Annotated in this window: 18 protein-coding genes; 5 read left to right on the top strand and 13 right to left on the bottom strand. The window is 44.5% G+C overall.

What is annotated here, in order from left to right; all coding sequences use genetic code 11:
- Nucleotides 1-84 precede the first annotated feature (84 nt).
- Entirely contained in the window at nucleotides 85-1,398 is a 1,314-nt protein-coding gene (locus GJB61_RS27020) for a putative DNA modification/repair radical SAM protein (RefSeq protein WP_229522479.1), read from the top strand.
- Complete coding sequence (locus tag GJB61_RS27025; RefSeq protein ID WP_154122149.1) at nucleotides 1,391-2,224, top strand: TIGR03915 family putative DNA repair protein; 834 nt, start codon at nucleotides 1,391-1,393, stop codon at nucleotides 2,222-2,224. The genes GJB61_RS27020 and GJB61_RS27025 overlap by 8 nt, the downstream gene beginning before the upstream one ends.
- 46 nt (nucleotides 2,225-2,270) lie before the next feature.
- Here GJB61_RS27025 and GJB61_RS27030 read toward each other — a convergent pair whose 3' ends face one another.
- From GJB61_RS27030 to GJB61_RS27045, 4 genes are all read right to left on the bottom strand, one after another.
- Nucleotides 2,271-5,057 (bottom strand): glycoside hydrolase family 3 C-terminal domain-containing protein, encoded by a 2,787-nt coding sequence (locus GJB61_RS27030; protein WP_154122150.1) that lies wholly within the window; start codon nucleotides 5,055-5,057, stop codon nucleotides 2,271-2,273.
- A 224-nt stretch (nucleotides 5,058-5,281) separates the two neighbouring features.
- Nucleotides 5,282-5,470, bottom strand: coding sequence for a hypothetical protein (locus GJB61_RS27035; RefSeq protein ID WP_154122151.1), 189 nt, complete (start codon nucleotides 5,468-5,470; stop codon nucleotides 5,282-5,284).
- A gap of 203 nt (nucleotides 5,471-5,673) precedes the next feature.
- Nucleotides 5,674-8,043 carry a phosphoketolase family protein gene (locus GJB61_RS27040; protein ID WP_154122218.1) on the bottom strand — a complete coding sequence of 790 codons (2,370 nt, stop codon included), beginning with the start codon at nucleotides 8,041-8,043 and terminating at the stop codon, nucleotides 5,674-5,676.
- A gap of 322 nt (nucleotides 8,044-8,365) precedes the next feature.
- Nucleotides 8,366-9,088 carry a GntR family transcriptional regulator gene (locus tag GJB61_RS27045; protein WP_154122152.1) on the bottom strand — a complete coding sequence of 241 codons (723 nt, stop codon included), beginning with the start codon at nucleotides 9,086-9,088 and terminating at the stop codon, nucleotides 8,366-8,368.
- Nucleotides 9,089-9,256: 168 nt separating this feature from the next.
- On the opposite strand from GJB61_RS27045, the gene GJB61_RS27050 reads away from it, so the two are divergent.
- On the top strand, nucleotides 9,257-10,198 hold the full coding sequence (locus tag GJB61_RS27050) for a hypothetical protein (RefSeq protein WP_154122153.1): 942 nt from the start codon (nucleotides 9,257-9,259) through the stop codon (nucleotides 10,196-10,198).
- Between the two features lie 111 nt (nucleotides 10,199-10,309).
- Here the strand turns inward: GJB61_RS27050 and GJB61_RS27055 are convergent, their stop codons facing one another.
- The 4 genes from GJB61_RS27055 to GJB61_RS27070 all read right to left on the bottom strand — a co-directional run bounded on the left by GJB61_RS27055 (nucleotide 10,310) and on the right by GJB61_RS27070 (nucleotide 19,207).
- Nucleotides 10,310-14,377 (bottom strand): S-layer homology domain-containing protein, encoded by a 4,068-nt coding sequence (locus tag GJB61_RS27055; RefSeq protein ID WP_154122154.1) that lies wholly within the window; start codon nucleotides 14,375-14,377, stop codon nucleotides 10,310-10,312.
- 156 nt (nucleotides 14,378-14,533) lie between these two features.
- Nucleotides 14,534-17,119: a metallophosphoesterase gene (locus GJB61_RS27060; RefSeq protein ID WP_338116151.1), complete on the bottom strand. Its 2,586-nt coding sequence runs from the start codon at nucleotides 17,117-17,119 to the stop codon at nucleotides 14,534-14,536.
- Nucleotides 17,120-17,122: 3 nt separating this feature from the next.
- A complete protein-coding gene (locus GJB61_RS27065; protein ID WP_338116152.1) occupies nucleotides 17,123-18,388 on the bottom strand; it encodes a methyltransferase domain-containing protein in 1,266 nt (421 codons plus the stop codon).
- A gap of 33 nt (nucleotides 18,389-18,421) precedes the next feature.
- Entirely contained in the window at nucleotides 18,422-19,207 is a 786-nt protein-coding gene (locus GJB61_RS27070; RefSeq protein WP_154122156.1) for a nucleotidyltransferase domain-containing protein, read from the bottom strand.
- 195 nt (nucleotides 19,208-19,402) lie between these two features.
- On the opposite strand from GJB61_RS27070, the gene GJB61_RS27075 reads away from it, so the two are divergent.
- Together GJB61_RS27075 and GJB61_RS27080 are read left to right on the top strand one after the other, a co-directional pair.
- Complete coding sequence (locus tag GJB61_RS27075) at nucleotides 19,403-20,716, top strand: helix-turn-helix transcriptional regulator (protein ID WP_154122157.1); 1,314 nt, start codon at nucleotides 19,403-19,405, stop codon at nucleotides 20,714-20,716.
- Complete coding sequence (locus GJB61_RS27080; RefSeq protein WP_154122158.1) at nucleotides 20,703-21,503, top strand: WYL domain-containing protein; 801 nt, start codon at nucleotides 20,703-20,705, stop codon at nucleotides 21,501-21,503. The genes GJB61_RS27075 and GJB61_RS27080 overlap by 14 nt, the downstream gene beginning before the upstream one ends.
- Before the next feature lie 129 nt (nucleotides 21,504-21,632).
- Here GJB61_RS27080 and GJB61_RS27085 read toward each other — a convergent pair whose 3' ends face one another.
- The 5 genes from GJB61_RS27085 to GJB61_RS27105 all read right to left on the bottom strand — a co-directional run bounded on the left by GJB61_RS27085 (nucleotide 21,633) and on the right by GJB61_RS27105 (nucleotide 26,270).
- Nucleotides 21,633-22,475 carry an aldo/keto reductase gene (locus tag GJB61_RS27085; protein ID WP_195724490.1) on the bottom strand — a complete coding sequence of 281 codons (843 nt, stop codon included), beginning with the start codon at nucleotides 22,473-22,475 and terminating at the stop codon, nucleotides 21,633-21,635.
- A gap of 242 nt (nucleotides 22,476-22,717) precedes the next feature.
- A complete protein-coding gene (locus GJB61_RS27090; RefSeq protein WP_154122160.1) occupies nucleotides 22,718-23,788 on the bottom strand; it encodes an SGNH/GDSL hydrolase family protein in 1,071 nt (356 codons plus the stop codon).
- 251 nt (nucleotides 23,789-24,039) lie between these two features.
- Nucleotides 24,040-24,801 carry an SDR family oxidoreductase gene (locus GJB61_RS27095; protein ID WP_154122161.1) on the bottom strand — a complete coding sequence of 254 codons (762 nt, stop codon included), beginning with the start codon at nucleotides 24,799-24,801 and terminating at the stop codon, nucleotides 24,040-24,042.
- A 2-nt stretch (nucleotides 24,802-24,803) separates the two neighbouring features.
- Nucleotides 24,804-25,190: a MerR family transcriptional regulator gene (locus GJB61_RS27100; RefSeq protein ID WP_154122162.1), complete on the bottom strand. Its 387-nt coding sequence runs from the start codon at nucleotides 25,188-25,190 to the stop codon at nucleotides 24,804-24,806.
- Between the two features lie 174 nt (nucleotides 25,191-25,364).
- Nucleotides 25,365-26,270, bottom strand: a complete 906-nt coding sequence (locus GJB61_RS27105; RefSeq protein ID WP_154122163.1) for an aldo/keto reductase — start codon at nucleotides 26,268-26,270, stop codon at nucleotides 25,365-25,367.
- Nucleotides 26,271-26,443: the final 173 nt, after the last annotated feature.

Below are 26,443 nucleotides of genomic sequence, written 5' to 3' on the forward strand. Positions count from 1 at the left end.
AGGAAGGTCCGGATGGTCGGCTTTGACAAGAACGTATGTTCGGTATATACTTTTTCCTATGAAGGAGAGATCGCTGTGGATGTTATGGAAAAACTTCAAATTTTAACCGCTTCGGCCAAATATGATGTCGCTTGCACCTCCAGCGGTTCCAATCGTAATAATCAGGCCGGAGGCATCGGCAATACGGTCAGCATGGGGATATGCCACAGCTTCTCGGCAGACGGACGCTGCATTTCACTGCTTAAGGTGCTCATGACTAACCGCTGTGTATATGATTGCGCCTATTGCGTCAACCGCAAATCGAACCCTACGCGCCGGGCCACGTTTACGCCGGAGGAGTTAGCAGACCTTACCATTCAGTTCTACCGCCGCAATTACATTGAAGGCCTGTTTCTCAGCTCCGGTGTTATACGCAATCCGGATTATACGACCGAGCAAATGATTTCTGCCCTTGAACTACTGAGAAACGTCCACCAATTCAGAGGTTATATCCATGTCAAGGCAATTCCCGGCACTGATGATGTACTGTTATCCAGACTCGGACTGCTGGCTGACCGCATGAGTGTCAATATCGAGTTGCCTTCTAGGGAAAGCCTCGGACTGCTGGCTCCTGATAAAAGCAAAGACTCCATTCTGAAGCCGATGGCCCTTATTAAAGAGAAGATTAACGAGAATAGCTCCGATATTGTCAAATACAATCATGCTCCCCGCTTCGTTCCCGCCGGACAAAGCACGCAGATGATCGTGGGCGCATCACCCGATTCGGACTACAAGATTCTCACACTCACGGAAGGACTATACCGGAAGTACGGCTTGAAGCGCGTTTTTTTCTCCGCCTATACTCCTGTAGTAGAGCATTCGCTGCTGCCCTCTCTGGATACGAAACCACCGCTGTTGCGGGAACACAGGCTCTATCAGGCCGACTGGCTGTTGCGTTTCTATGGATTTCAGGCTAATGAATTGTTGGATGAAGCGGCTCCCAACTTTAATCCACTCCTTGATCCGAAATGCAGTTGGGCCTTGAACCACCGGGAGCAATTCCCGGTTGATATCAACCGTGTGCCGTATAATACGCTGCTGCGTGTGCCAGGCATAGGGGTGAAGAGCGCACAGCGGATTGTGGCCGCACGCCGGGCCGGAACGTTGGATTTCCCTGCTCTGAAGAAGCTCGGCGTCGTGCTCAAACGCGCCCAATTCTTCATTACCTGCAAAGGAAAACCACTAGAAGGTCTAAAGGTGGGAGAACATACCTTGCTGCGTTCACTCATGTCCGGACAGGAACTTTCCTTGATTCAACCGCAGTATGAACAGCTTTCCCTGTTCGACGACACCTATTTGTCAGCCTTGCCGAAGGCAGAAACAACGGGGCTTACGAAAGGAGGTTGGCCTGATGTTTAACACAGTCGCATTGGCATATACCTACGACGGGAGCTTTGAAGGCCTGCTATGCTGCGTGTTCGAGAGCTATACATGGAAGGAAATACCGCTTGCCATTCATTCTGAAGAGGATGGACAAGGCTTGCTACTGGAATCGAAATGGATTGACACCGATTGCACCAAAGCGGACCGAGTACTGAAGGCGATCCCATTCCGCATCTGCTCCGAGGCACTGGAACTGGTCCGCCTAGGGTTCTGGACATGCACGCCGGACAAGGAACTACTGCTGCTAAACTTTCTTCAGCTCGGCTTCACGCATGGCGCCAAGATTATGGATATGCTTGCCGACGATACGGTTAACGCCTTACTTAAGGCGGTTCAGCAATTGAAGCGAGAAAGCCATCATTATCTGGGTTTTGTGCGCTTTTCCATTTACGGTCCGGTCATGGCAGCGGTCATTGAGCCCCGCAGCTTTGTACTTCCCGTCATTCAGGATCATTTCTGCGACCGGTTCCGTGGCGAGAGCTTCTTAATTTACGACAAAACCCACGGAATGGCGCTTATCCACCAGCCCGGTAAACAAGCAATTATTCCACTTGATGAATGGACTCTGCCAGAGCCGGATTTGGCGGAAGGTAAATATCGCAGTCTCTGGGAGGGATTCTATGACGCTATTGCCATCCAAGAGCGCCGCAACGACGGGCTGCGTTCCTCGCTTATGCCCAAACGTTACTGGAAGCATCTTCCCGAAATGAATGGTAGCAGAACTGCCGTGTCGAGTACCAAAGTGAAGTTGGGCGAAAGCCGGCAACAGCTGGAAAACGGAGAGTTCCACGGCTCAATCTAAAAAGACACCCTTTCGGGTGTCTCATGAAGCCAAACTCATTCTACATTTACACTTGTTTGAATTCGATCCAGTCGATCTGCAAGCCTGGTTTGATGAAATCCAATTTCAATTCATATAGACCTGCTTCCAGCTCGATTTTCACAAGCTTCTGTCTGATCCATTTGCCTTCTGTCCCATTACTCTGTATGGTCGTCATCAATTGATCGTTCAAGGTCACATTACAAGCACTTTGCGCCAGTTCGGGTTCCTGAGACATAATGTTGACAATAATCCGGTATTGACCAGCCTGCTCCACTTTCATAAAGATCGATCCGACTGCAACAGGTTTAACCTGTGCATTGTGAGATAGCTCCTGCACTTGCTCCGGCGAAAGATTTGGATTGGCCTTGAAGGCAGCAACCGTTTCTTCAATTTTCTGTTCTCTGGAGAATACCGGTGCGTGCATGATGAACTCGCAGATGTTCATGGCGGAACGCTGGAGTTCTCCACGGGTTAGAGAACCATTTTCCAAGGATTCCAGCGTATTGTCATCATAAGCATTGATTTCCGCCCCATAGTTACTGACCACCATGTACAGATCGTTTTGGGCACGGACCATCCAGTTCATATATTTCCGATCTGCGGAGCCTCCATGGACAACATCGTTCATGATAGCCCACCAATCCGTCATTACGATACCTTTAAAGCCCCATTCTCCGCGAAGAATCGTGGTATTCATGTCATAGTTGGAAGCTGCCCAGTGCCCGTTGATCGGGTTATAGGAAGTCATGATCGAATTCGCGCCGCCCTGCTTCACGGCAATTTCAAAACCTTTAAGATAAATCTCCCGAAGGGCACGTTCGGACACGATAGCATCCACCTTACTGCGATATTTCTCCTGATTATTACAGGCGAAATGCTTCAGCGTGGCATTAGAGCCACCCTTCATAATGCCTCGTGTGCAGGCTGCGGCAAATATCCCCGAGATTAACGGATCTTCCGAAAAATACTCAAAGTTGCGTCCATTAAGCGGGCTGCGCCGGATATTCAGTCCAGGTCCAAGCAAAGCGTCCACATTGTTGCTGACTAATTCCCGGCCTTCCATAACATACAGCTCTTCGACCAGCTCCGCATTCCAAGTTGCTGCAAGCAAGGTACCAATAGGTACCTGAGTCGCTTTCTGCCCACTATCCATCCGAATTCCGGACGGGCCGTCTGCTGTAGCTGCCACCGGGATACCATAATTGAACAGCTGATCGCTGACTCCGCCGAAAGCTGAAGCCGTACCCGGTGTAACAAGCGGACTGCTCATGCCTTCTCCTCTAACGATAGTAGCCAGATCGTGATCGCTAAGCTGGGCGATGAAGGCCTCCATACCAACCTTTCCTTCGTGGACATCTCTTAACAAATAGCCCTGATTACCCGTCTGCTCAAGCGTTTCCGGTAGATTGTTCTCAATCCGTTCGGCCATAGAAACTTTGCGCGTCGCCACTTCTTCAGCGATGAGTTCGTACGAACCGTCTTCCTTCTGGACGCCCGGCTTCATTCTCGTAAAGCTTTCTGTCGGCGCCATGGCCTCTTGCAGCTGCTCCACGACTTGAAGAGCTTCTACGACATAACCACTTTTTCCTTCGAAGCTTATTTCTGCCAGAGCCTTAACACTGGTTCCCACAAAAAAGCGGTAAGTCCCTTCTTCCAGCACATAAGCGGAAGGATGGCCTGTCACACCGCTGTCATCGTAAGAGGCCATAGAATGGATAGGGAAACTTACGGTAAGACGCTGCGCTTCACCTGCCTGAAGGAGTTTTGTCTTCCCGAATGTAGCCAGAGCTTTAGCCGGCTGTCCCAGCTTTCCTTGCGGCGCTGCGTAATAGACCTGCACGACCTCTTTTCCTGCATAGGTGGTTCCCGTATTAGTTACGGTTACGTCGATTTGAGCGTATAGTTCTCCTGCTTTGGTGGTCAGTTTAGCTGCCTCAGGCTCGACTTTAAAGGAGGTATAAGATAATCCGTAACCAAATTCAAAGTGAACCTTATCCGGGCAAAATGTCTCGAAATAACGATATCCCACATAGATATCTTCCTCATACACGTTTTTAAATTCATTGCCGTAATTATGGGTCGATGGATAATCTTTGATGGAATAAGCGATCGTATCGGTTAATTTGCCACTTGGTGTCACTTCTCCAGCCAGCACGTCGGCAATCGCATTGCCCCCCTCCATGCCCCCCTGCCAAGAATAGATCACGCTAGAAATCGGGTGCACATAACTTTTATCGTTCAGCCAGCTCATATCAATAATATTCGATACATTCAGTACAACGACGGTTTGTTCAAAATAGGCCGTCACCTGCTTCAGCATCGCTATTTCTTCCGCCATTAATTGGTAGCTTCCCGGCTCATCCGCATTGTCCTGATCTTCTCCTGCCGTACGTCCGATCACAATGATCGCTTTGTCCGATTTGCTTCTGGCCTCCGACACCAGCTCGTCGCTTAAAGACATTTCCTTCTGATGCCATGGCTCTGCAGCCCAACCGCCTCCGCCATTATCAAATGGATTGAGCTCAATCCACTGTTCGTAGACGGCTGCTAGTTCTTCGTTGACTACAAGGTTCTTTTTACTGCGAAGACCGTCTAGCAGGTTGGTCGTATAAGATACATGGACACTCCCGCCCGAACCGGTACCACTGCGATAGTAATTCACTTGAGTTCTGCCAAAAATCGCAACGCCCTCTTCGTTTCGAAGCGGAAGTACCTGTCCTTCATTCTTTAACAACACCGCGCCTTCTGCGCCTACTGTTCGACTAAATTCAGCAAATCCTTCTAATGGAACTCCCAGACTCTGTGTACTCAATTTATTTCCTCCTGATTGTCATTTCCAGACCTATTACTCTTTCAAGAATTATAGCTATACGTTTAATATACAGGCACTGCTTCCGAAAAAGCAAAATCCACAACGTTTACAGTTGTGGATTTTTGCCGAATTTTCGAGAAATTCTAGACCACGGATTCCCTTTAGGGGGTACCCTCTTCACTAATTCCACTAAATCCCCGCTCTGAGAGCAAGGGTTTAAATATTTATTTACGACGGCGCTTCATCATGCGGTTATACATTACAAACGCGACAATGATCATGGCAAACATCGCAACACTGCTTGCCGAATCAGGCGCCATGCCAAACAAAACACAAAGGTTAGTAACCAAGCTTCTCGTTAGCAATGCGACCAGAATCAGCATTATCGGACGCCAAATGTTGTATCCTCTCATCCCAGCAACACTCCAATTCAATAACTATTAAATGCTATTATAGCACAGGTAGGAATGCGCATACATTTCAACTATTAATTTATACCCTCGAATATCGATTTCAACTTTTTAGTTTATTAGTAGAGGAAACAAAGAAAGACGACATTTCATTCGGAGAGAAAGAATGAACGTCGTCTTTTTTGCTGCTTCATTTTTAACTACAGTTATTTCAAACCTTTCCATACCCAGTTCTCTACTTCTGGCAAATCCAAACCTTCTTCACGGATGTATTCATTATGTTTCTTAACCATAGCATCCATTTCATCCACGATAGCTGTGTACTTGTCAGCATCCGGCAAGCTTAAAACAGCTTCCTTCACTAAGTCATAACGGTCCATCTGATTCAATACACGCATATCAAATGGCGTTGTGATGTCACCGTTCTCACGGTAGCCATGTACATGCAAGTTATGATTGTGGCGGTCAAAGAACAAATCTTTGATTAGACCTTCATAACCATGAAAAGCGAAGATAACGGGTTTATCATTTGTGAAATATTTCTCAAACTCAGCGTCAGAAAAACCACGCGGATCTAGTTTTTGACTTCTCAGTTTCAATAGATCAACCACGTTGATATAGCGAATCTTCAGTTCAGGCAACTTTTCATGCAGAATCGAGATCGCAGCTAAACTTTCCAAGGTTGGTTCTGTACCCGAAGAAGCAAATACGATATCAGGTTCTCCATCTTGATCTGTACTTGCCCAGTCAATGATCTTCAATCCTGTATCTACCAATTCTCTAGCTTCATCAGCACTAAACCATTGTGGACGTGGGTGTTTAGACGAAACAATCAGGTTGATTTTTTGACGGTCGTTTAAGATGGTGTCAAATACAGCTAGCAAGGTATTGGCATCGGACGGTAAATATTCACGGATAAATTCCGGTTTCTTGTCAGCCAAGTGACCGAGCAAACCTGGATCTTGATGTGTATACCCATTATGATCTTGTTGGAACACCGTTGAAGTTGCTACGACATTTAATGAAGGGATATCTGTACGCCATACTTGATCAGTGGCTTTACGTAACCACTTGAAATGTTGAGTAATCATAGAGTCAACCACACGCAGGAAGGCTTCGTAACTTGCAAAGAAACCATGACGACCTGTTAATACGTATCCTTCCAATAAACCTTCAGCTTGATGTTCGGATAATTGCGAATCAATAACCCGACCATAAGGAGCCATAAATTCATCGTTAGGTTCCTTAATTTGATCCAGCCACTGACGTTTGGTGACTTCAAAAACAGGACCTAAGCGGTTAGACAAGGTTTCATCTGGTCCGAAGATTCTGAAATTACGGTTATCTTCATTAAGAAGGATAACTTCTCTTAAGTATTTTCCTAAAACAGCCATATCTTGAGCAATGACTTTACCTGGAACGGAGTTATCAAGTGCATAGTTACGGAAATTCGGTAAGTGCAAGTCTTTAATAAGGTTGCCAGCATTCGTAACCGGGTTCATCCCCATACGTTTATTACCTGTAGGCAGGATTTCAGCAATTTCAGCTTTTAGACGACCATTGGCATCGAATAATTCTTCAGGTCTATAACTATTCATCCACTCTAATAAAGCGGGTGCATGTTTCATATTCTTTTGGTCAACCGGAATCGGCACTTGATGGGCACGGAATGAATTTTCATTTGGCACATTATCCCACTGCTTAGGACCAGTCCAGCCTTTAGGTGAACGGAAGATCAGCACTGGCCATGCCGGACGAGTGGTGTCATTGTTTTCACGTGCATTCTTTTGAATAGCTTCGATCTTTTCGATAATGGTATCCAGTACTTTTGCCATTTCCGGATGCATTTGATTAGGATCTTCACCTTCAACAAAATAGGGTTCCCAACCCATGCCTGTGAAGTATGCCGTTAATTCTTCTTTTGATTGACGAGACAGAATCGTTGGGTTACTAATCTTGAATCCATTTAAATGCAGGATTGGCAATACCGCACCATCCGTGATGGGATTGATAAATCTGTTGGAGAACCACGAAGCAGCTAAAGGTCCGGTTTCAGCCTCTCCATCACCAATAACTACAGCCGAAATCAAATTCGGATGATCTAAAATCGCTCCAACGCTATGAGAAAGGGAATACCCTAATTCGCCGCCTTCATGGATAGATCCAGGTGTTTCGGGAGCAGCATGTGAAGCAATACCCCCTGGAAACGAAAATTGTTTGAACAATTTTTTCATACCCGGGATATCCTGTGTAATTGTCGGATAGATTTCAGTGTACGTTCCATCGAGATATGAATTAGAAACCATGACCTGACCACCATGACCAGGGCCTTCAACGTAGAACATATCCAAATCATATTTATTAATTACACGATTTAGATGTGCATAAATAAAGTTTTGACCGGGAATGGTGCCCCAGTGTCCAATAGGCTTAACTTTTACGTCTGAATCTTTTAAGGGTTCTCTTAACAAAGGATTGTCTTTCAAATAAAGTTGGCCAACGGATAGGTAGTTGGTTGCACGCCAATAGGCATCTAGCGTTTCTAAGTAAGTTTTAGTTGAGTAATCCACATTCATCGTTGATAATCCCAATCTCATCCACTCCTAAATGATTTTTTCTATACTCTCTAATTAATACTTTCTAATTAATACTTTCAGCCTCATAAACATCATACCGCTGCGCAAATTTAATTCAACCTTTTTAACAATTGATACGGTCCAATCATGTGAAATTTTGAACAAAGTATGAAAACAGTAGTAAAAATTTATAAAATGAATCTGATATTGATAAATATGTTATCATATCCCATGTTGCTGAAGAGTGAAAATTAGCCCATATTATGAATTAGTATTCTTCAAAAGCATAAAAAAAGACTGGACAATTTCTCCAGTCTTAGCGTTAATGAACCGATACAAAGGTGTTGAATTTCAAATATTTGTAGTGGAAGCGCATATGAGAAAATTCAAAGGGAGTGCCATTATCCAAAAAGAAAATACCTTCCATGATGCCTACGGGTTCATTTTCTTGTAAATGTAACAATTCTTGATCATTTGACTCCGATGGCTCTGCAAAAATAGATAAAAAAGATTTGGTAACGGCCAGATTCCGCGATTCTTCCAAATAATGAAAAATGGAGCCTTCGATAATCGTCTCATTTAAATTTTGAACTATTTTAATCGGGATGTAGCCAGTTTCAATCATAAAGGGATCATCATCAAACAGCCGCAAACGAATGATTTTGTATACAAAATCATGGGGTTCCAAGAACAAGTCCCGCTGCAATTCTTCTGTTGGCCGAATGACCTCAAAATGTAATACTTTGATTTTCGGCTTTTTACCATTCATTTGGAAATTGTCAGTGACACCTAAATTAGAACCTTCATAGTTAAAGATGGATTCGTTTTTTATATATAATGGATTGATAAATGTCCCCGAGCCACGTTTCTTAAAGATGATGCCCGAACTTTCCATTTTGGTCAGCGCACGTTTAATTGAGCTACGGCTAACTTGGTAAGTTTCACTAAGACTACGTTCATCCGGCAATCTCATATCCGCAAACTTTCCCGCAAAGATTTTCATTTTAAGGTCATCAATAATCTGCTTATAGACAAATGTTGTCATGTAGTACTCCTTTTTCAGGTCTGCTATAACTTAAGTATTAAATATATCATAATAAACAAGATCAAAACACTCTATGATATCCTTTCAAATTAGGTTTGAAACCCCGATAATCTAATCACGTACTTACATACAAATGGAAATAATTATAATACCAAGGGGAAATACAAATTGGAGAAAAGAATTGTTATTAGTTTGATCATTGCTTTCGCGGCACTAACGGGCTGCAGCTCGGACAAAAACGCGTCAGAACCTGATGCCTCTTCAGCAGTTGCGCTGGCAGAATCACAGGCATCTGCTAGTCCTATAGAGGCGCCTACAGCAGCACCAAAAAAACTGTCTGCCACAGAAGCTGTAGCACTCGACTACGTCAATATCTTCGTAAATGGCTCGGACATGGAAGCCAAAAAGAACTTTGTTACCCAAAACGTCTATCCGGATGCCCAACCTGTGTTTCAGATGGCCCAAGCAATAGAAACCCCGGACAATCACAAACTCAAAAATCCTCAGGTTCTCGAATCAGTGGATTATTCAGACGAGAATGATTTGAAAGTTGAAGCTGTCTTAATACAAGGAGAGCAAGCTTCTAATCCCAAAAGCGAGTTAATTGTTCTCATCAGTGACAAGAAAGTTCTATGGGCGACAGATTCATCTGACCAAGAATCGTTTGGCGAGGCGAGAAGTGCCTTCAAGGAACCCATCCCGGAAGCTTCGTTATCTGTAGACGCACCGACTCCAAGTGATATGTTAAGTGAAATTCAAAATTTTGTGATCTCCGATGTGTGGAACGATGCCTTCGTTGACATCAGTTGGTATATTAGCAGTGGTACCAGCAGCACAGGAGAGAGTCTGGATGTCGACTTTACCGTCGAACAGTTGGCTAAGACAATGGACAAAAAGAAGGAATACGACAGCTACATGGCAGGCCTGGGTTCAGAGTACGACTCTCTTAAAAAAGTCTGGACGAAGCTTTCAACAGAAATTGATCGTCTATACGATTTCATCCAGAAAAATCCTCCCAAAGCCAACGATACCACCGCTAATTTTGATACCGGAATTTTCAATCAGTATAAGGACGCCTTTGATAAGGAAGTAGAGGCTGTGACAAAATAAAGAAGGCCATGCCGGAGACAGGTAAATGAATAGTTAAAATGAAAACAGCAGCCGGTTTGATGGCTGCTGTTTTTTTAATATGATCATTGTAGGTCCATAATTCCCGACAGCTTACTGTATGTTTGTAAGCTTCAATACCTTCATCAATTGGTACAATAGCAATGCACTTTCTTGACGCTCAGTTTTCTTACCCGTCTGGAAATGGAATGGACTGTTTGTCGGCAGTATCTCATTATCCAAGGCAATAACGTAATAGGATTTCACCCAATCTGGCAACTTCTCGGGTAACACTGTCGAAGAAGTTTTATTTACAGTTGTATCTAGTTCCCCATATTTCAGAGCGTTGACGAGCATAACAATCATCTCTTGATGTGTAATTTCTTGATTTGGACGGAAAGTACCGTCCGTAAAACCGTTAATCAGGCCAGCATCGACGGCTGCATTTACCTGCGATGCGTACCAAGCTCCATCCTTAACATCCTTAAAGCTTTTTGAGGCCTGCAGCGTTGGCAAAATACCTAAAGTACGATTAAGCATGGTTGCAAATTCAGCACGTGTTACAACCGATTCCGGCTTGAAGCTTCCGTCGGCATAACCGTTGATCACACTTCGGTTCGCTAAGGCTAAGATACTGTCGTTATACGGGTTGCTGTTATTCAAATCATTAAATTGGGCATGATTTTGAACAACGGTATATACTGAATTCCCCTTACGCTTCATTGTCACCTGCAGAATTCCATCCTTCCATTCCCAGGTGGTCGGAACCGGAACGTAGGTCTGTGTAACCGGATCAAAGGTTAAGCCTGTATAGACGGCGTTTGCTTCTTGGGTTACGTTGAAAGTCATCACATGACCGACATAATCAGAGAAACTGGAAAGGATGCGATCCTGGCCGCTTCCAGTCAACTTAACCTCATACTCCACAGGACCACCCAACGTAGTACTGGTAGATCCGCTCAGTTGAGCAGTCAATCTGACCTTGTAGTCGCTTGCTGCTTGGGAAATTGTAATGATAAGCTTCTGCTCCAAACCACTGTACCCGGAAACTGCCGAGGACAAGGAATTCACAGGAAGCTGAAGCTTGCCCGATGTTGATTCCAGAATAAGTACAGCATCCTTCGAGTTATTATTAATACTTATCAATGAACTTGAATCTATCTGGAATTGGCTGCTTTGAGCTGCCATTTTTTCATCCGCTTTGATAAGGATTACCGGATTTCTCTTAAACTCAGGATCATTTATTGCCTTTGAAATAAATGCAGTTGCCACTTCTGTCAAAGAAGAACGGGTCCCATCTGTGTTTTCTTTGATTGTGGTTACTACCTTGGCATCACCAGTAGAGACGGCACCCGTGCCGTCGCCAGTTCCTCCACCGCCGCCAGTTCCTCCACCGCCGCCAGTTCCTCCGCCGTCGCCATTCGTAACAGAAGGAATAACGACTAAAGTTCCCATACTTTCAATTCTATTGGCTGTTTGCCGGGTGATAAGGAGTTTGGTTCCCGGATCTCCAATGTTAGTAATCGTAATCGTAATTGAAGTCTTATTCGGATCAACGATCCCGTAACCTAGCAAGCGGGTTAGTTGCTCGTTGTAGATACGAATGATATCTCCAGCAACCAGGTTATTCACTACGATGTTATCCGCTTGCAGCTGGTATTTGTGTATAGTAATGGACGATACCGGGATATCCGGCGTCACTTTATCTTCAAATATTGCCCTGCTATAGAATGGCGATATGAAATCATCATTTTCCATGAACACACCGAATCCTAAGGCTTCCTCTGGCACAGCCTTTTGGGAAATAGTAAGAGAATAATTCTTTTGCCCACCATTTACAATGGCGAGCGCATCTCCAAGCGGACCTTCTTCACTAATGAGATATAAGGAATAACGAACACCTGGTAGTTCAACTGTTCCTGCTTTCCATGTCACTGTACCCGAAAATGTATTTATGTCCGGATTCGTATCTGTAGCTGCTACGTCAACAGGCAGATAACTCGGCGCATCATAGATGGGTACCGAAATATGAATATCCAGCGTTTCCTCACTGCCATAATTGTCATAACGGATCATCGGATACAGCCCAATACTTACAGCTCCTGCGGGCAGGGTCGAGTATGATATATCATAAACAAAGAGTGAATCGGTTGATAACTCTGTCTTCTTATAAATATATATTTGCTGAAGCTTATTTCCATTCTGATCAAGATAATATGCGGCATAACTCGATATCCCATCCTGGTCAGCCGGCGGTTCAAAGGACAAATATCCATCAATCTTGCCGAGGGTCAAACTTTCATCCACGAATACAGCATTAGAAGGCAGGCGGGCCTCATTCATGACTGTCTTCAGCTCTTCAAGGTTTTGAAATTTATATAATCGATTATTAGATGATACGAAAATGGTCTGGTCTGCATCCACATAAGCGTGTTGGATAAACATTGACAAATCATATTTTTTGGTGAAACTGTCTCTGTCGTAGACGGCATCATCACTGAATACAAGACTACCGCGCGCGTAAATAATTTGTTTCGGATAGGTCCCGTAGAGTAAGGACGTTTGATTCGCATCATATCTTAGATTTCCGTAGTATAAGTTGTTCTCATCGAGAAACATTTTGGAATTATAATAACCGCCTTGCAAGTTGTTCCTTTCAAGCACATTAAAATTTTGACTGTTATATTTATACAGGGAGAAACTATCTCCTCCATAGAGGATATCTTCATCCGTGTTCAAGGTGTAGCTGTAAGAATTATAGATTCCCGAGCTTTTTTCATTATAAACCGTATCCGTAACAGAGGTATAGACAGCTGATGTCACGCTGATGCCACTGTTAAATACCCCGCCTTTATACAAAATTCGATTATTATTATCAGGAAAGACATCCAACGGGTAGTGCTTTGTGGTGATTTTAGCAGTGCTTCCTTCTGACGGAATTCCGTCATTTAAATCCAGAACATTGATGTGGTTCTCACCCTTAAAGATGATATAAGCCTTGTTATTGAAGATTTTTATTCCACCTGGGTTGGAACCAATGAACATCTTTTTCACTACACTCATATCGTCCTTATGAATAACGACAAGTTCATTGGTACTTGCTACAATGGCATAGATATAAGGGGAATTGTCCGTAGTAGCCCAGTCTGTAATCGTTTGATCGCTTCTGATCGAATAAGAATCCGTGATGAATTGAGATGTGGTCTTCTGCGGTATCGTAAGATCGATGCGGGTAATACTTTTGGCATTATCGAACCAGTTCTCTTCACCTGCCAGATACGCATGACCGTTCGAATCGAGTAAGGCAAACCTTTTATTAGAAGGGAATCGAACCAATGGGGTATAAGTATCTTTATCGTACACCCCTTGCGTGGTAAGAACATAGGAATCTGATACATCCAATATTACAGATTCGAGATAGGAATAATCGTTAATATTTCTAGAGTAGGTGCCAGTGGTCTCCACCAAGTTCTCTTTATTAAACTGGTGTCCTCCAAAATATACGAATTGGTCATCAATAAATATATGTTCGAGTGATAAAGAAGGGCCCCCAATCTCCATATCGTCATCAATGTCTTGACTGAGTATGACTCCGGTCTCAGCGTTTATAGCCGTTATTCCGGCATAAGAAGACAATTCACCAATATAAAGCGTATTGGATGGCTCATCAACGGCTAGAGCTACGCCATTATATAAAAAGTTTCTGAATAAGAAGCTGCTCGTTCGAGTAACCTTGTCATATTTATAGACCCCTTCACTAGTCCCATAGAAAAGATAATTGGGCGTAGCAGCTACTGAATTAGGTACTCCTGTTGTTATTATCGTGTCCGAAACTTGTTGAGTTGCGAGGTTAACTGTCATGATCATAGTCGCTCCAGAGAGCACAATCTGCAATGACTGCCCATCTCTCGCAAGATAAGACGGGTTGGAACCCACATTCAGCGTTTTTTCGATCTTAAAATCACTAAGTCGGATAAAATAAAGATTATTTTCCGTACTAGAAATAGCATAGATATAACCCGCATCTTCATCCAACAGCCAGTCTGTCAAATTAGCCGGGAGTGCGAGCTCTAGAGACGCCGTTGATGAATCCGCATGGGCTGCTGGAACCATAACCCCCAATGAGTTAAACAGCAAAAACAATAGTAACAGTACAATTAAACTTTTCTTCCCCTTTTTCATGAACGGCTCCCCTTATATCTTTTTGATTTATACCAATTTTGATAATACTATACTATACCAATATTTTCTACCTCCTATTTAGAGGCCTAATACGCTGCACAAATAGGAGTTTGACCAGCGAAATTCCGTGGCAAGCTCCCATTCGTTATATCCCCTCTATAATCTTGGATCGATCTCTTTCTCTTTAGCAACTTCGAACAGCTGGTTTGCCGCTATTTGCTTGTAAGTTTCGTTCTCAGGTGTAATCTCGTTCAGCCTCACTTCAAGCATTTGCCGACCCAACCGGTGCTCATTTGCGGAAGTACGCAATTTGGAAGATACATTCTTCTGCTTCAACAGCTTTCCATACTTGTGTGGAAACTTATAGTCATACCCATAGATGATCGACAGGTAGCCGGGATTACGAACCTTCAGATAAGGCACCACACCCCACTGTTCTTGCTCCGGCTTAATAACAATGCCCTCCATTTGATTCTCTACGGTTAACCTTGAAAAATACTGTTCAGCCCTAATGTAGGCATCGCTTTCTCTCAAGTCGAGAACCAAACATTCGTCGTCATTCAAGAAACGGTACTGTTCGGAGGTTGTGCCATCAGGTACACGCTCTTCGCCATTCTCTAACACTTCTTTCAGAATTGTAAATGGCTTGTATGCCAATTCCGCATCACCCGCATACAACTCTAATTGCTGCTTGTATATACGGTAAGCTTCATCACGCTGGTTAAGGTCCACATAGGCCTCTCTTATCCCTCGGACATACTTAAAGTTCTGATACACATGAGATCCATAGTTGGTGCTAAGCGCCTCTTTCGACAGATGGTGCTGATCCTGTTCAAAACCGCTTGCTTCAAACTCCTGAACTAGCTTACCAAGTGCCTCCTCGAAGCCATTTTGTCTTAGGAAGTCGAGTTCAGTCTCCAGCGCCTTGCCAATCGGTCGGAACTGACGCTCAATTAGCCCGTCTCCAAGCGCCTTCCAGGGCAGAAGCTCCCCATCCAGAATAAGCACAGCTACACCTTGCTCAGTCATGTAGGTCCCAAATCTGTGAAGCAATTGTTCGTAGACGGGAGTCAAATCGACAGCCTGAATCTTATAACCATTACGGCTAACCGCATAACACTGCTCCAGCTTCCGATATAGATACACATTACAGCGTGAACCCATGTATTTGGGCTGCAGCACTACTTCTGATACGCCGCGTTCAGCAAAATAATGCAGACCTTTTCTCAGAGACTCGAGCTCTCCAGCAGCCTCATCCTTGTCCGCCGGAGACATCGTCCCGGAGATGAAATTGACTCGATTTTGTGAGCAATATTGCAGTCTGCGTACAGCCTCGTTATCAAGATCCTGTAAGGATACTATTTTCTCTTCTCGGAACAGGATCGGAAGTTCTTCCTGCAATGCTGTAAGATGTGACTTCTGATTTTTATAAAAAGGTCTAAACGAAATACGCACAGAACTCAGCACATTACCCTGCGCACACCCCGTATCGAGATGGACTTTATTCTTTATCCGAAAAGTCTGCTTGGCTGCAATATGCCCGAACAGATGGAAAGGGTGATTCCCCACCGCCTCCTGCTTTAGAAAATCAAGCTGTTCCTCAAAGGAGGCTTCACGATCCATCCGAAAGTTACGTTGGTGACGTAGGGAATTCGTATCCAGCTTGCCAATATATTTATTACGGCATGGGGCGTGCGTTACATAAAATGAAGGTCCTTGCATACCAATATAGCGGTAAAATGGCTTAGACAGCTCCACCAAGACTGAAAATTTATTAAAAAGCGCGGAATCCTCCTTGAGCACTTGGGTCGAATCAAAGTACGTACGCAGCAGTTCCGGATCAGTACCTTGAATCTCACCCTTTACGTACTTGTAGACAAAGTTCTCGTGATTGCCCATAACGAACAGGAAATGCTCACGGTTTTCATATAGAAACTCTATGGTCTCCCGTGTTTGCTTCCCCTTATCAATCCAGTCCCCTACAAGAATGATTTTCGTATCTCTGAGCTTATCCGTAAGCGTCAGCTTACCTTCGTCTACCCGGTATCCATAATTACGCAGCAGTCCCTGAAGCTCCTGAACACACTCGTGAACATCGCCAACCACAATAAATTCTTGGCCTTGCGGAAGTACTGTAGATCTATAATCCTCCCAATCCTGAACCCTCACCTGATAGTCCGGACTAGGTTGCCCTTTCTCTGTCAGGTAAAAATCCTTGGCGCGTACCTTATGAATTTTGTTGTAACCTTCCCGTGACAGAACTGGCAAAACGTCCTTTCTCAGCCGATTTAGATGGCTCGAAATCAATTTTTTTGAGCGTTCCGAGGCGTAGTAATCCTCCCGTTTGCGGTAATCGAACAGAATAACCTCTAAGTTGTAATTATTCTCTTGGGCAATTTCACGAACCTTACTACGGTAATCCTCAGCCAGTCCAATCGTATCCATTACCACAAACTCCGCATTAATGGGAAAAGATGTGACCAGCTTCAGCCTCTCAAACAATAGTTGAAAGGTATGCGAACTCGCCTCCAACATAACCTGATCATACTTATCGTAGTCATAGCCTAATATCTCCTGCCGGATTCCGTCAGAAGACAAATACTGAACATTCGTCCGTAAGCCCCTGGAGATATCCTCTAACTTAAGCTGCGGAATCAGCACTTCTTGGGCAAAAGTCGATTTTCCGCATTCCGTCGCCCCTACGAGCAGAAATATTGTATGTACACGGGTTTGAATTTCCACGTCTTACTCCCCCTTTCTTCGCACAATAGCGCATTGTGTCGTACGCATCTCGTCAACCCGGTCACCAACCATCAAATATTCAACCTCAACCGCTAAACCTTGAACCGTGTCCGTAAACCATTGCTGGAACGCTTCCTGTCCCATTTCCCATTTATGATCTTCATGCCGGAAACCTTCCAGCTCATAATACCGGTTGAAATCAGCATTGGGCGTCGTTACTATAAATTGGTCGTAATCGATACCCCTGCATACTTGATGGATAAGCTCTGCGGCTTCACCCTCGCTCATATGCTCGATGACTTCTGTTAGAATCACATCGACCTGCTCCCCATTGTACGACTCCAAAAAATGATCCAGAGAGCTGAAAGTAACAAGGTTCTCAATTTCCTTAGCTCTCGCTTTCCGATTCACGACCTCTAACAGCTCGTCGACCACATCAACGGCGTAATAGGTACTCTCCATTTTTCCGGCAAACGGAATGGCATAGAATCCTTCGCCGCACCCAATGTCCAGAATCGGCTTATTGAACGGAAGAACACTCGAAATATAACTACGCCGTTGCATTGCGGTACCTCCATACTCCAGCCCGATGGAATAGCGATCCGTTTGCTCAATGTAAACCTTATATTTCTTAAACCGCTCTCTGGAAGTCAGGAAATTCCTCGCAAATAAACTGCGTATATAAAATGGTGCATCAATGACAGTAAGGCTGCGAATATATTTATCCAAAATAGCTTCCGAAATATCTATATACTCATCTCCAAACATGGACAAGAACAAGGACAAGACACTCACAACATGTATGAGGTGATACAAGCTTTTATGTGTGGTAATGGTCAGTGAGTAGCTCTTATGGGCTTGAAGCTGCAAGGAAAAGGTATAGTCTTTCAAGTGCTTTTCAAAAAATGCAATATAATGTACCCGCTCCACATGCACCAAGTTGATGAAAAAGGAATGCTCATACCCTTCCTCGTCCCGGTTATCCTGCGCCTTGAAGGGTGTAGAAAAGAACTCATTGATCGCATTAAGCGGAAATTGAGGTGTGTTAAACCGCGAGACATTCAAATACTCAAAGCTCTCGCCTTCATTTTGCTTGTAGGATATCTCGTTATCTGCATCCTTAAAATAAATGTTATACGTCGCGTCATCCGAATACCAGCCGTAAGCCAACCCTTGGCGAACCGGACGAAGCTGCATACCTGTCACTGGATTTTTCTTAATTAAAAAAGTGAATTTTGGATTCGTAGATTTCAGTTGTACAATAGCCACTACCATCTTCCTCCTATCAATCTTTCTATTAGGTCAAGGTCCCCATACTTCCTGTAAAGCTTGCCGAAACAAAGCATCCAACTGCTGATCTCGTGAGTCTTCCTTAGCATTCAAAGACGCCGCTACCTTCTCAAATACTTGGAACTGCTCCTCTAAATAATCGTTAATCGCACTTAGTCGCGGCTCGTAGTCCAGTTCCTCACCAGCCTTTTTACGTAACAGCAATTGCTGTATCACCTGCCATAACTCCTCATCCTTGGGGATAAGCCGATCTACCAGCACATCGAACGCCATCGGCGGCATCTCCTCATACCGGTTAATCCATTCGCAGGCTAGAACAGGACGTAGCACATAAAAGTACTTCTTGATCTTGACCTGCTCGCCCTGCAAGTAATCATGGTAGTTCCCTTTAGCCATATTCAAATAATGATACATACAAGACTTGGGTGAAAATGTGTACGGTGAAATTCCTCTAAGCTTCTCGGCCACAGTATACTTCTCTTCATATTGAATGGGCGATTGCAGCCACTCCAGTAACGGAGGATTGGACTTGCGGAATAAATTTAACGCTTTTCGCAAATCCCAGCCATTGATATCCAGCCTGTCATTAATAGGTCGTTCAATGACATCCCGCTTATCGAAAATGGATAAGTACCATTCCGGTTTTTGAAGATATATAAATCGCACATCGTAATCGCTATCCTGCGACGGGAACCCCCAAGCTCGGCTGCCAGATTCACAGGCATACAATATTGTGACTTGCTCCTCTTGTTCAATGAGCGCTAGCTGCTCACGGATAACCTTATTTATATGTTCCATCGTTATCCCTCCAGATCAACTGCCTCATCCATATTGAACTCGGCTTCATGAATCTATCTTCGCTCATCTTCACCTTATCGAACAGGGTGGAAGTATGGCGGCAAATAAAAAATCTTCCATTTTCTTCAACTCGGCCGCTTGATATAATGAGTACTATAATTTGTAAAGGATTCGCTACATGCTGGAGGAATGCAAATGGCTCGGGAAAGTTTCGACAAGGAGATTCAATTTCTTCGCATGCTGGCTTTAGCTGGGGGCGCATACAGCAGACAACAATTCGCCGATCGTCTCGGCATTTCTGTACATACCTATGACAAAACATTGCGTAATCTCAAGGGAATGGTGAGCATCCTGCAACAAGGCCTTCCTGCAGAGCAAGGAACTGAACTTTCCGAGTGGCTCCGCTACAATTACTATGAATCTGCCGACCCGCTACTCCTTTTCTTGTTTCGTGCAAAGTCACTTAAGGAAACGGAAAGCATCCGACTTTCTTTACTATTAACAGCACTCCAGACGAAGGAGCTTACCGCTAAAGATTTACAGGATGTCTGCAGTGAGCAAATGCCAACCGATGGTCCACTGCCAGATGAAAAGACCATCCGAGGAGATCTGAAATACTTAGAGGAAGTAGGCGTTATTCTTCGCGTAAACGGAGGACGTCCATACCGGTACAGGGCTGCTAACGACCTGATCGACCAATTATCCGACGATGAACTCATGGATCTTTACGACTATGTTGATGTCATCGCCAATACGCAGATTCCGTCCGTGCAAGGCTATCTGCTGCGTGACACCTTAAAGAAGGTCTTACGAAAGCGAGGCTTTCATCCAGAAGCTGTGGAAACTCATCGTTATAAATATAATTACCATTCACGTATTCTTGACGAGGCGCATCTCTATACGATATTTGGCGCTATTCAGCAGCGAAAAATGCTCCATTTTCTTTATCTATCTCCTAAAAAGGGTAAGAACTACGCTTCTCAGAACACAAACCCCCTCTTTGAGCGGGAAACAAAGGGTGCTATAGAAACGGTTCTCCCCATTCGAGTCGTCTATGATCATCAATACGGACGATGGTATTTAATTGGACATCATTCACGTATGGGAATAATGAAATTTCGTATGGAGGGACTTACTCAGATTGAGGAAGCCGACGCTGTGGAAGAAGATGAGTTCGCCAAGAAACTAAGCAAAGTAGAAGAACAGTTGAAAACCAGTTGGGTTACGGATACCACGCGTATTATTAAAGTGGTCGCTAGATTTTATAGCCCCAATCGATCTGGCGCTAATTTTATCTTGGAGCGCGTTGAGGCGCAGGGACAGTGGGGAGTGATTACCGAAAACTCCGACTCTACGTTCCTTTACGAGATCATGGTGAACGGAATTTATGAAATTAAGCCCTGGTTACGGAGCTTCGGTTCGAGTTGCGAGATCTTAGAACCCGCTTGGCTTCGTAAGCAATTTATAGCGGAATGGAAGGAGATACAAACCTACTATGAATCCATTTGAGAAAATATTTAACTTTCAAATCATTTCCCGCCTCGACGAAATGGGTTCATTGGCTCTGACCTCCCAGGAACGATCATGGCTGAAAACGATGCTGGTGCACCCGGCTTCCACCGAGGCCTTTACTCCAACTACCTTAAGTAAATTGAACATCCTATTGGATGCGGAATCCTCAACAGAAGTGCAAGAGATCATTATTGAGAAAGCCAAAGGTCAGGAACGGCAGGTCTACCATCCTATGCTTCGCACACTTCGCCGAATAATCATGCAAGACCACGGAATCCTTCTTTCTTACCATATTAAGCATGGTGGAATTAAAAATAATCAGTCCGGTTTCCCCCACAAGCTGGAATACAACATGTTTAAGCGAGAATGGTATTTGCAATGGTACAATACTCGCCATCATTCTCTCATGTCTACTAAACTCAAAAACATCGTATCGGTCGAAGAAACATTGGTACCTCTCGATCGGGTTGAAGCCTTGAAGGTAATGTTGGAGCGCTTATTAGAGGAACGGAAAGATTATACATGGATTCAAGTCGTTCCGACCTTTAATGTTGAGTTGTCACGAATTCTATACGCCTTCTCCTGTTTTGAAAAGTCCGTGTCCTTTGATGAAGACTCGGGCATCTACCGAATCAAAGTCAACTATATGAGAGACGAAAGCGAATTCCTTCTGTCAAAAATCCGCTTCCTTGGGCTACGAGTAAAAATTATTGAGGGAGAGCACCTCAAGAGGCGCATGCGAGAATCTGCTTCCATGGCGCTAGCTCGGTATGCTGACTTGTAATCGTTCTGCCTGTTAACGGCTGAGGGAAGCTATCGGACTGTAGCCAAATCATCAAAAAAACAGACACCCCTCAAGGTGTCTGTTGCTTTATTCCACGTATACTTCTACGAATGTAGTGACGCTCCCTTTTTATAACTCTTCATGTGTTCTTGGGTCCTGCCCCCACAGCCGTCCATCCTCACTGCTGAACGCTGAGATTGCTTTCATTTCCGCTTCCGACAACTCGAAATCAAAAATATCCAGATTCTCAGCCTGGTGCTTTAACGAAGAAGCCTTCGGGATCGGAAGCGCTCCAAGTTGGATATGCCAACGCAAAATCGTTTGTGTATTCGTCTTGCCATGAGCCGCAGCAATTTCTCCAATCTTTTCATCTTTCAGCATGCTGTGACCGCGACCCAAGGGGCTCCACGATTCCGTTACGATGCCTAGTTCAGCATCTTTCGCACGCTGCTGCTCCTGATTATAAAAGGGATGGAGTTCAACCTGATTAATACTTGGGGTAACCCCTGTCTCCCGAATCAAGCGCTCGTTATACTCCGGCAGGAAGTTACAGACACCGATAGAACGGATATAGCCCCGCTTTTTTGCCTCAATCATCGCCTGCCAGGCTTCCACATATAAATCAATTCTCGGATTTGGCCAATGGATTAGATAAAGATCATAATAATCCAGACCTCCTCTATATAATGACTCCTCAATCGTTACAATCGCTTCCTGATAAGCTTGTCGACGCCCCGGCAGCTTCGAGCAGATCAACAGATCTTCTCTCGCTACAGAACTCTGACGGATAGCCTGTCCAACAGTCCCCTCATTCTCATAGTTGAACGCTGTATCAATCAGACGGTAGCCTGCATCCATCGCACTAGTGAGCACCTTCACTCCAGCTGCACCCTTAAATCCACCCGTTCCAAATCCCATGACTGGTAATTTCAAGCCATCGTTCAATACTCTTTCCGGAATGATCTGATTCAACTGAGTAACCTCCTTTAGCTTCTTCATCTTTAAGATAGCACCACTGCACCGCTTAAGCAAAAAGCCTGGCACCGGTTTCTTTTGGATAAATGCATAATCTATAATTTAAGAACTGAGCGCTCCCGAAGAATAACAGCTATCTGCTCAAAGGCACAATCACCTTTGGCAATATCTACAATAAATTCACGCCCAAGGTTATAACTTCATCCAGAAAAATTGAGAGACCGCCAGAATTAGCCCAATCACCACTTCATAAGTTCCTTAATCTGAGCAACCAGTTTCTTCGCGGCTTTGTGATGAGTGACTTTTGACGGGTGCCAATCGGCCGCGTATCCATCAGCTTCCAGTTGACCCTCAAACCTCATTGCAGCGATATTAGTATCGCCCGTTTCCTGTGTATAGTCGCTAACCGCCTGTTCGACATAAGGATATAACCTGTCTCCCATGATGCCCAACGTGCATAAGAGGACGGCATGAGAATTATTTTGTCTGACCAATTTAAGAAATTCCACATACCGCGAGGCATATTCCGCCTGTCTGTCAACATCATCCTTGGCATAAGAATCATCATTCGTCCCCAGATTAATGACGATCAGATCAGGCACAAACTCGTTGAAACCCCAGCTTATGGATTGAGGTTCCAGTATATTGTCAAATCTCCCCTCCGATTTGCCCACTTTTTCGTAGTAATCCGGAACGAGATGCGTGGTGAGTTTTTGATCGTTTTCCGTATAGCCTGTAATAATGCCATATCCGCTGTAAGAAACCATGCTGTAGTCAGCCTGAAGCTCTTGAGCCGTTTGATAAGCATAGGCTTTCGTGACATCTTCCGTAGCTGTGGAAAAGGGATGCAATTCATTTTCATCGTCAACCCCATAGCCGCAAGTAATGGAGTCGCCGATGAATTCAATTTTATGTACGTTTACCGGGGTGGGCTTAATTCCCCTGGTGGCATCGACGGTAATCCCTTCAATTCCGACCGTTGACATAGCCGCCTCCGATAATTTAATGAATCTCACCGTGACGTTCTCATCGGTATCGCTTTCGAAAACAGTATACGTTTTCAAAGATTGCTTTACTAGATCATCAATGACTCGTTTTCCGTTTACGTAAATGCCGATTCTGGCCTGATTCGTATGACTCGAGGCAATATGATCTCCCTTTACTGTAATTTCCGCTTTTTTACCATAGAATGAGAACTCCACTCCGCTACCGGACAAAGCCAGCCATAGTACTTCATTGTAGTAGTAGCTTCGCCCGATGATTTTTACATATGGATCTATTGCTTGGAAATCTCGCACTGCTTCCGCCATACTAAAACCCACCTTCTTCGCTATATACCAGTAACAGTAACAAAGACCCCGCATGTTTTCAATCAAACTCTTCCATTCTCTTTTAGCAGTCTCTAGAATGAAAAAAGACACCCTTAAAGGTGTCTTTCACTGATACTCCATATGGAGCGGAGGGATTCAACCCCCTATCCGAAGATAACAGCACATAAGATTCTACGAGTGTAGTTACTGATTTGACGTTACCTAAGATCGTGCCTTTATCGTAATTGTTGTTATTCAATCATGCTCTTCGTCGCCTGATACATATTCTCTACGTATTGATCGACTTCGTCTCTCGACATACGCAGGCGGTCCACAGAAGTGCCGTACCCGATTTCCTGTTTCCCCTCTTCCAGACCTTTAAAAATCCCATCCGTGAAGGCAGCCAATGGTTCTCCATGTCCATGCTGCCCCGTTCCGCCTAAGTCCGTATTCACCGCTGGAGGGGCAACTTCAATGACTTCCACAGACGTCTCCGAAAGCTGATGTCTGAGGCTCATGGTAAAGGAATGAAGCGCCGCCTTACTTGCCGAATAAATAGGAGCAATTGCAAACGGTGTAAAGGCCAGCCCGGACGTGACGTTAATGATCGCCGCCGCTTCTTTTGCGGCAAAATATGGAGCGAACAGCATAGAGAAGTGGATCGGCGCTTCGATATTGGTGGTGATCTCATTATTGAAATAACTCCAATTGTTCTTGGCATCGTCTTTAAGCACATTGAACCGCTGCTGAATTCCTGCATTGTTAATCAAGACATTCACTTCCGGATAATTTGCAGTCACCCATTCGAACAAAGCTATCCGCTCCGATTCACGATTCAAATCACTTACACGGGTAATGAGGCCAGGGAATTTCTCTTTCGCCTGTTCAAGTACCTCTTCACGCCGTCCACACACAATCACTTGATTCCCGGCATTTAAGAAACGCTCTGCAAAAGCCAGTCCTATTCCGGAACCGCCGCCTGTAATCAAAATCGTATTTCCTGTAAGTTTCATTGTTATTCCTCACTTTCATTATTTTTTTCTTGCATACGTTTGACATAACGGTCAATCTTCCAGTCGATTCCTCCAACGGCTTCGGTCATCAACGAAATTTCGGCCAGTACAGCCTGCTTGTGAGTCCTCATCATCTCCAGCCGGAGCGCCGTGGTGGTATCACCATCTACGACCCAATCAATATATTGCTTGATGCGGCTTATGGGCATATTCGTGTTTTTCAAACAAATCACTGTTCCAAGAAGCCCCAAATGATCTTCTGAAAATAATCGTCTACCCGCCTCATCACGCTCGATCTGGGGCAACAGCCCCTTTTTCTCATAATAACGCAGTGTCGATTCTGGAATATTGAATTCGGCTGCAACTTCACCAATGGAAAAATACTTCATCCGGAGGCCTCCCCGTTATATCTGTTGTTGTCGACAGAACTAGCATACGACTTAAACCGTGGTTTAAGTCAACAGAAAGTTGTTGTGACGTTACAGCAGCTTATAAAAGAGTAATAACACCATTTTCTAGAGAGGGTCTGTGAATTCATTCCCTCCTGAAATTCGGATTGTTTGTCACCGGTGAATCGTGTAACAGTTTGCTCTGGTTGCCGCCTGAATTGCATCCCGTTCGTCGGCTGACAGCAGTGTTTCGGCAGCGGAAACATTATTCCGAAGCTGTTCCAAGCTGCTCGCTCCTGGGATAGTAACAGTCACTCCAGGTTCATCTAGGACATACCGGATCGCGATCTGTGCCAGGGTATTCGTATCACCTACTAGCTCAATAATTCTTCGTCGAACTGCGGATAACTCCTCACGGCTATAATCTATATAGTCTCGTTCTGCCTTGTTCACCCCTCCAGACGTTAAGATGCCACCTGCAAGCGGACCACGTGCAATTAAGCCGATTTCATGCTCCATCAATTGTGGAAGCACCTCCTCCTCAGGACGTCGATCAAGCATACTGTACTGGCTCATCAAGCTTGTAATACTCGAGCGACGGACATATTCTCTAATGACATTCGGACGTATGGAGGATATCCCGTAATGGCGAATCAGTCCGTCTTGCTTTAGCTCCTCGAAGGCTTCAATAGTTTCCTCGATTGGATCCTCAATCGTTCCTCCATGCAGCTGATACAAATCGATATAATCAGTGCCAAGCCTTCTAAGGCTTTCCCTTACTGCCGATAGAATATATGCTTTGGAAGGGTCCCATATCCGATCCTCTTTGCCTGGTAGTCGACGATTACCAACTTTTGTTGCCACGATAACGTCGGAGCGATGGTGTTTGATTGCTTTGCCGAGAAGCTCCTCGTTTCGCCCATTATCATATAGGTCAGCAGTATCGAAAAAATTTATTCCAAGCTCTAACGCCTCTTGAATGATGGATACGGCCTTGGTTTCGTCAGTTCCAACAGACATACAGCCGAGACCAATCTCACTGACGTAAAGGTCCGAAATTCCTAAGCGATTTTGTTTCATTTACTTTTCCTCCTGTAAGCTTCTCATTTATTCTTTTCATGGTAGCTCCAAGTAGCCGTTTTCACTCAATCTTACAAGTATATCAAAGAAATAATAGGTTCCATAACTCTGCCAATTAGCGCATTGAGGCGTTTCAGGAAACGATCATAGCAAGCATTTAAACCTTATATACC

The organism is Paenibacillus monticola (genome assembly GCF_009664975.1).
Taxonomy (GTDB): domain Bacteria; phylum Bacillota; class Bacilli; order Paenibacillales; family Paenibacillaceae; genus Paenibacillus_AQ; species Paenibacillus_AQ monticola.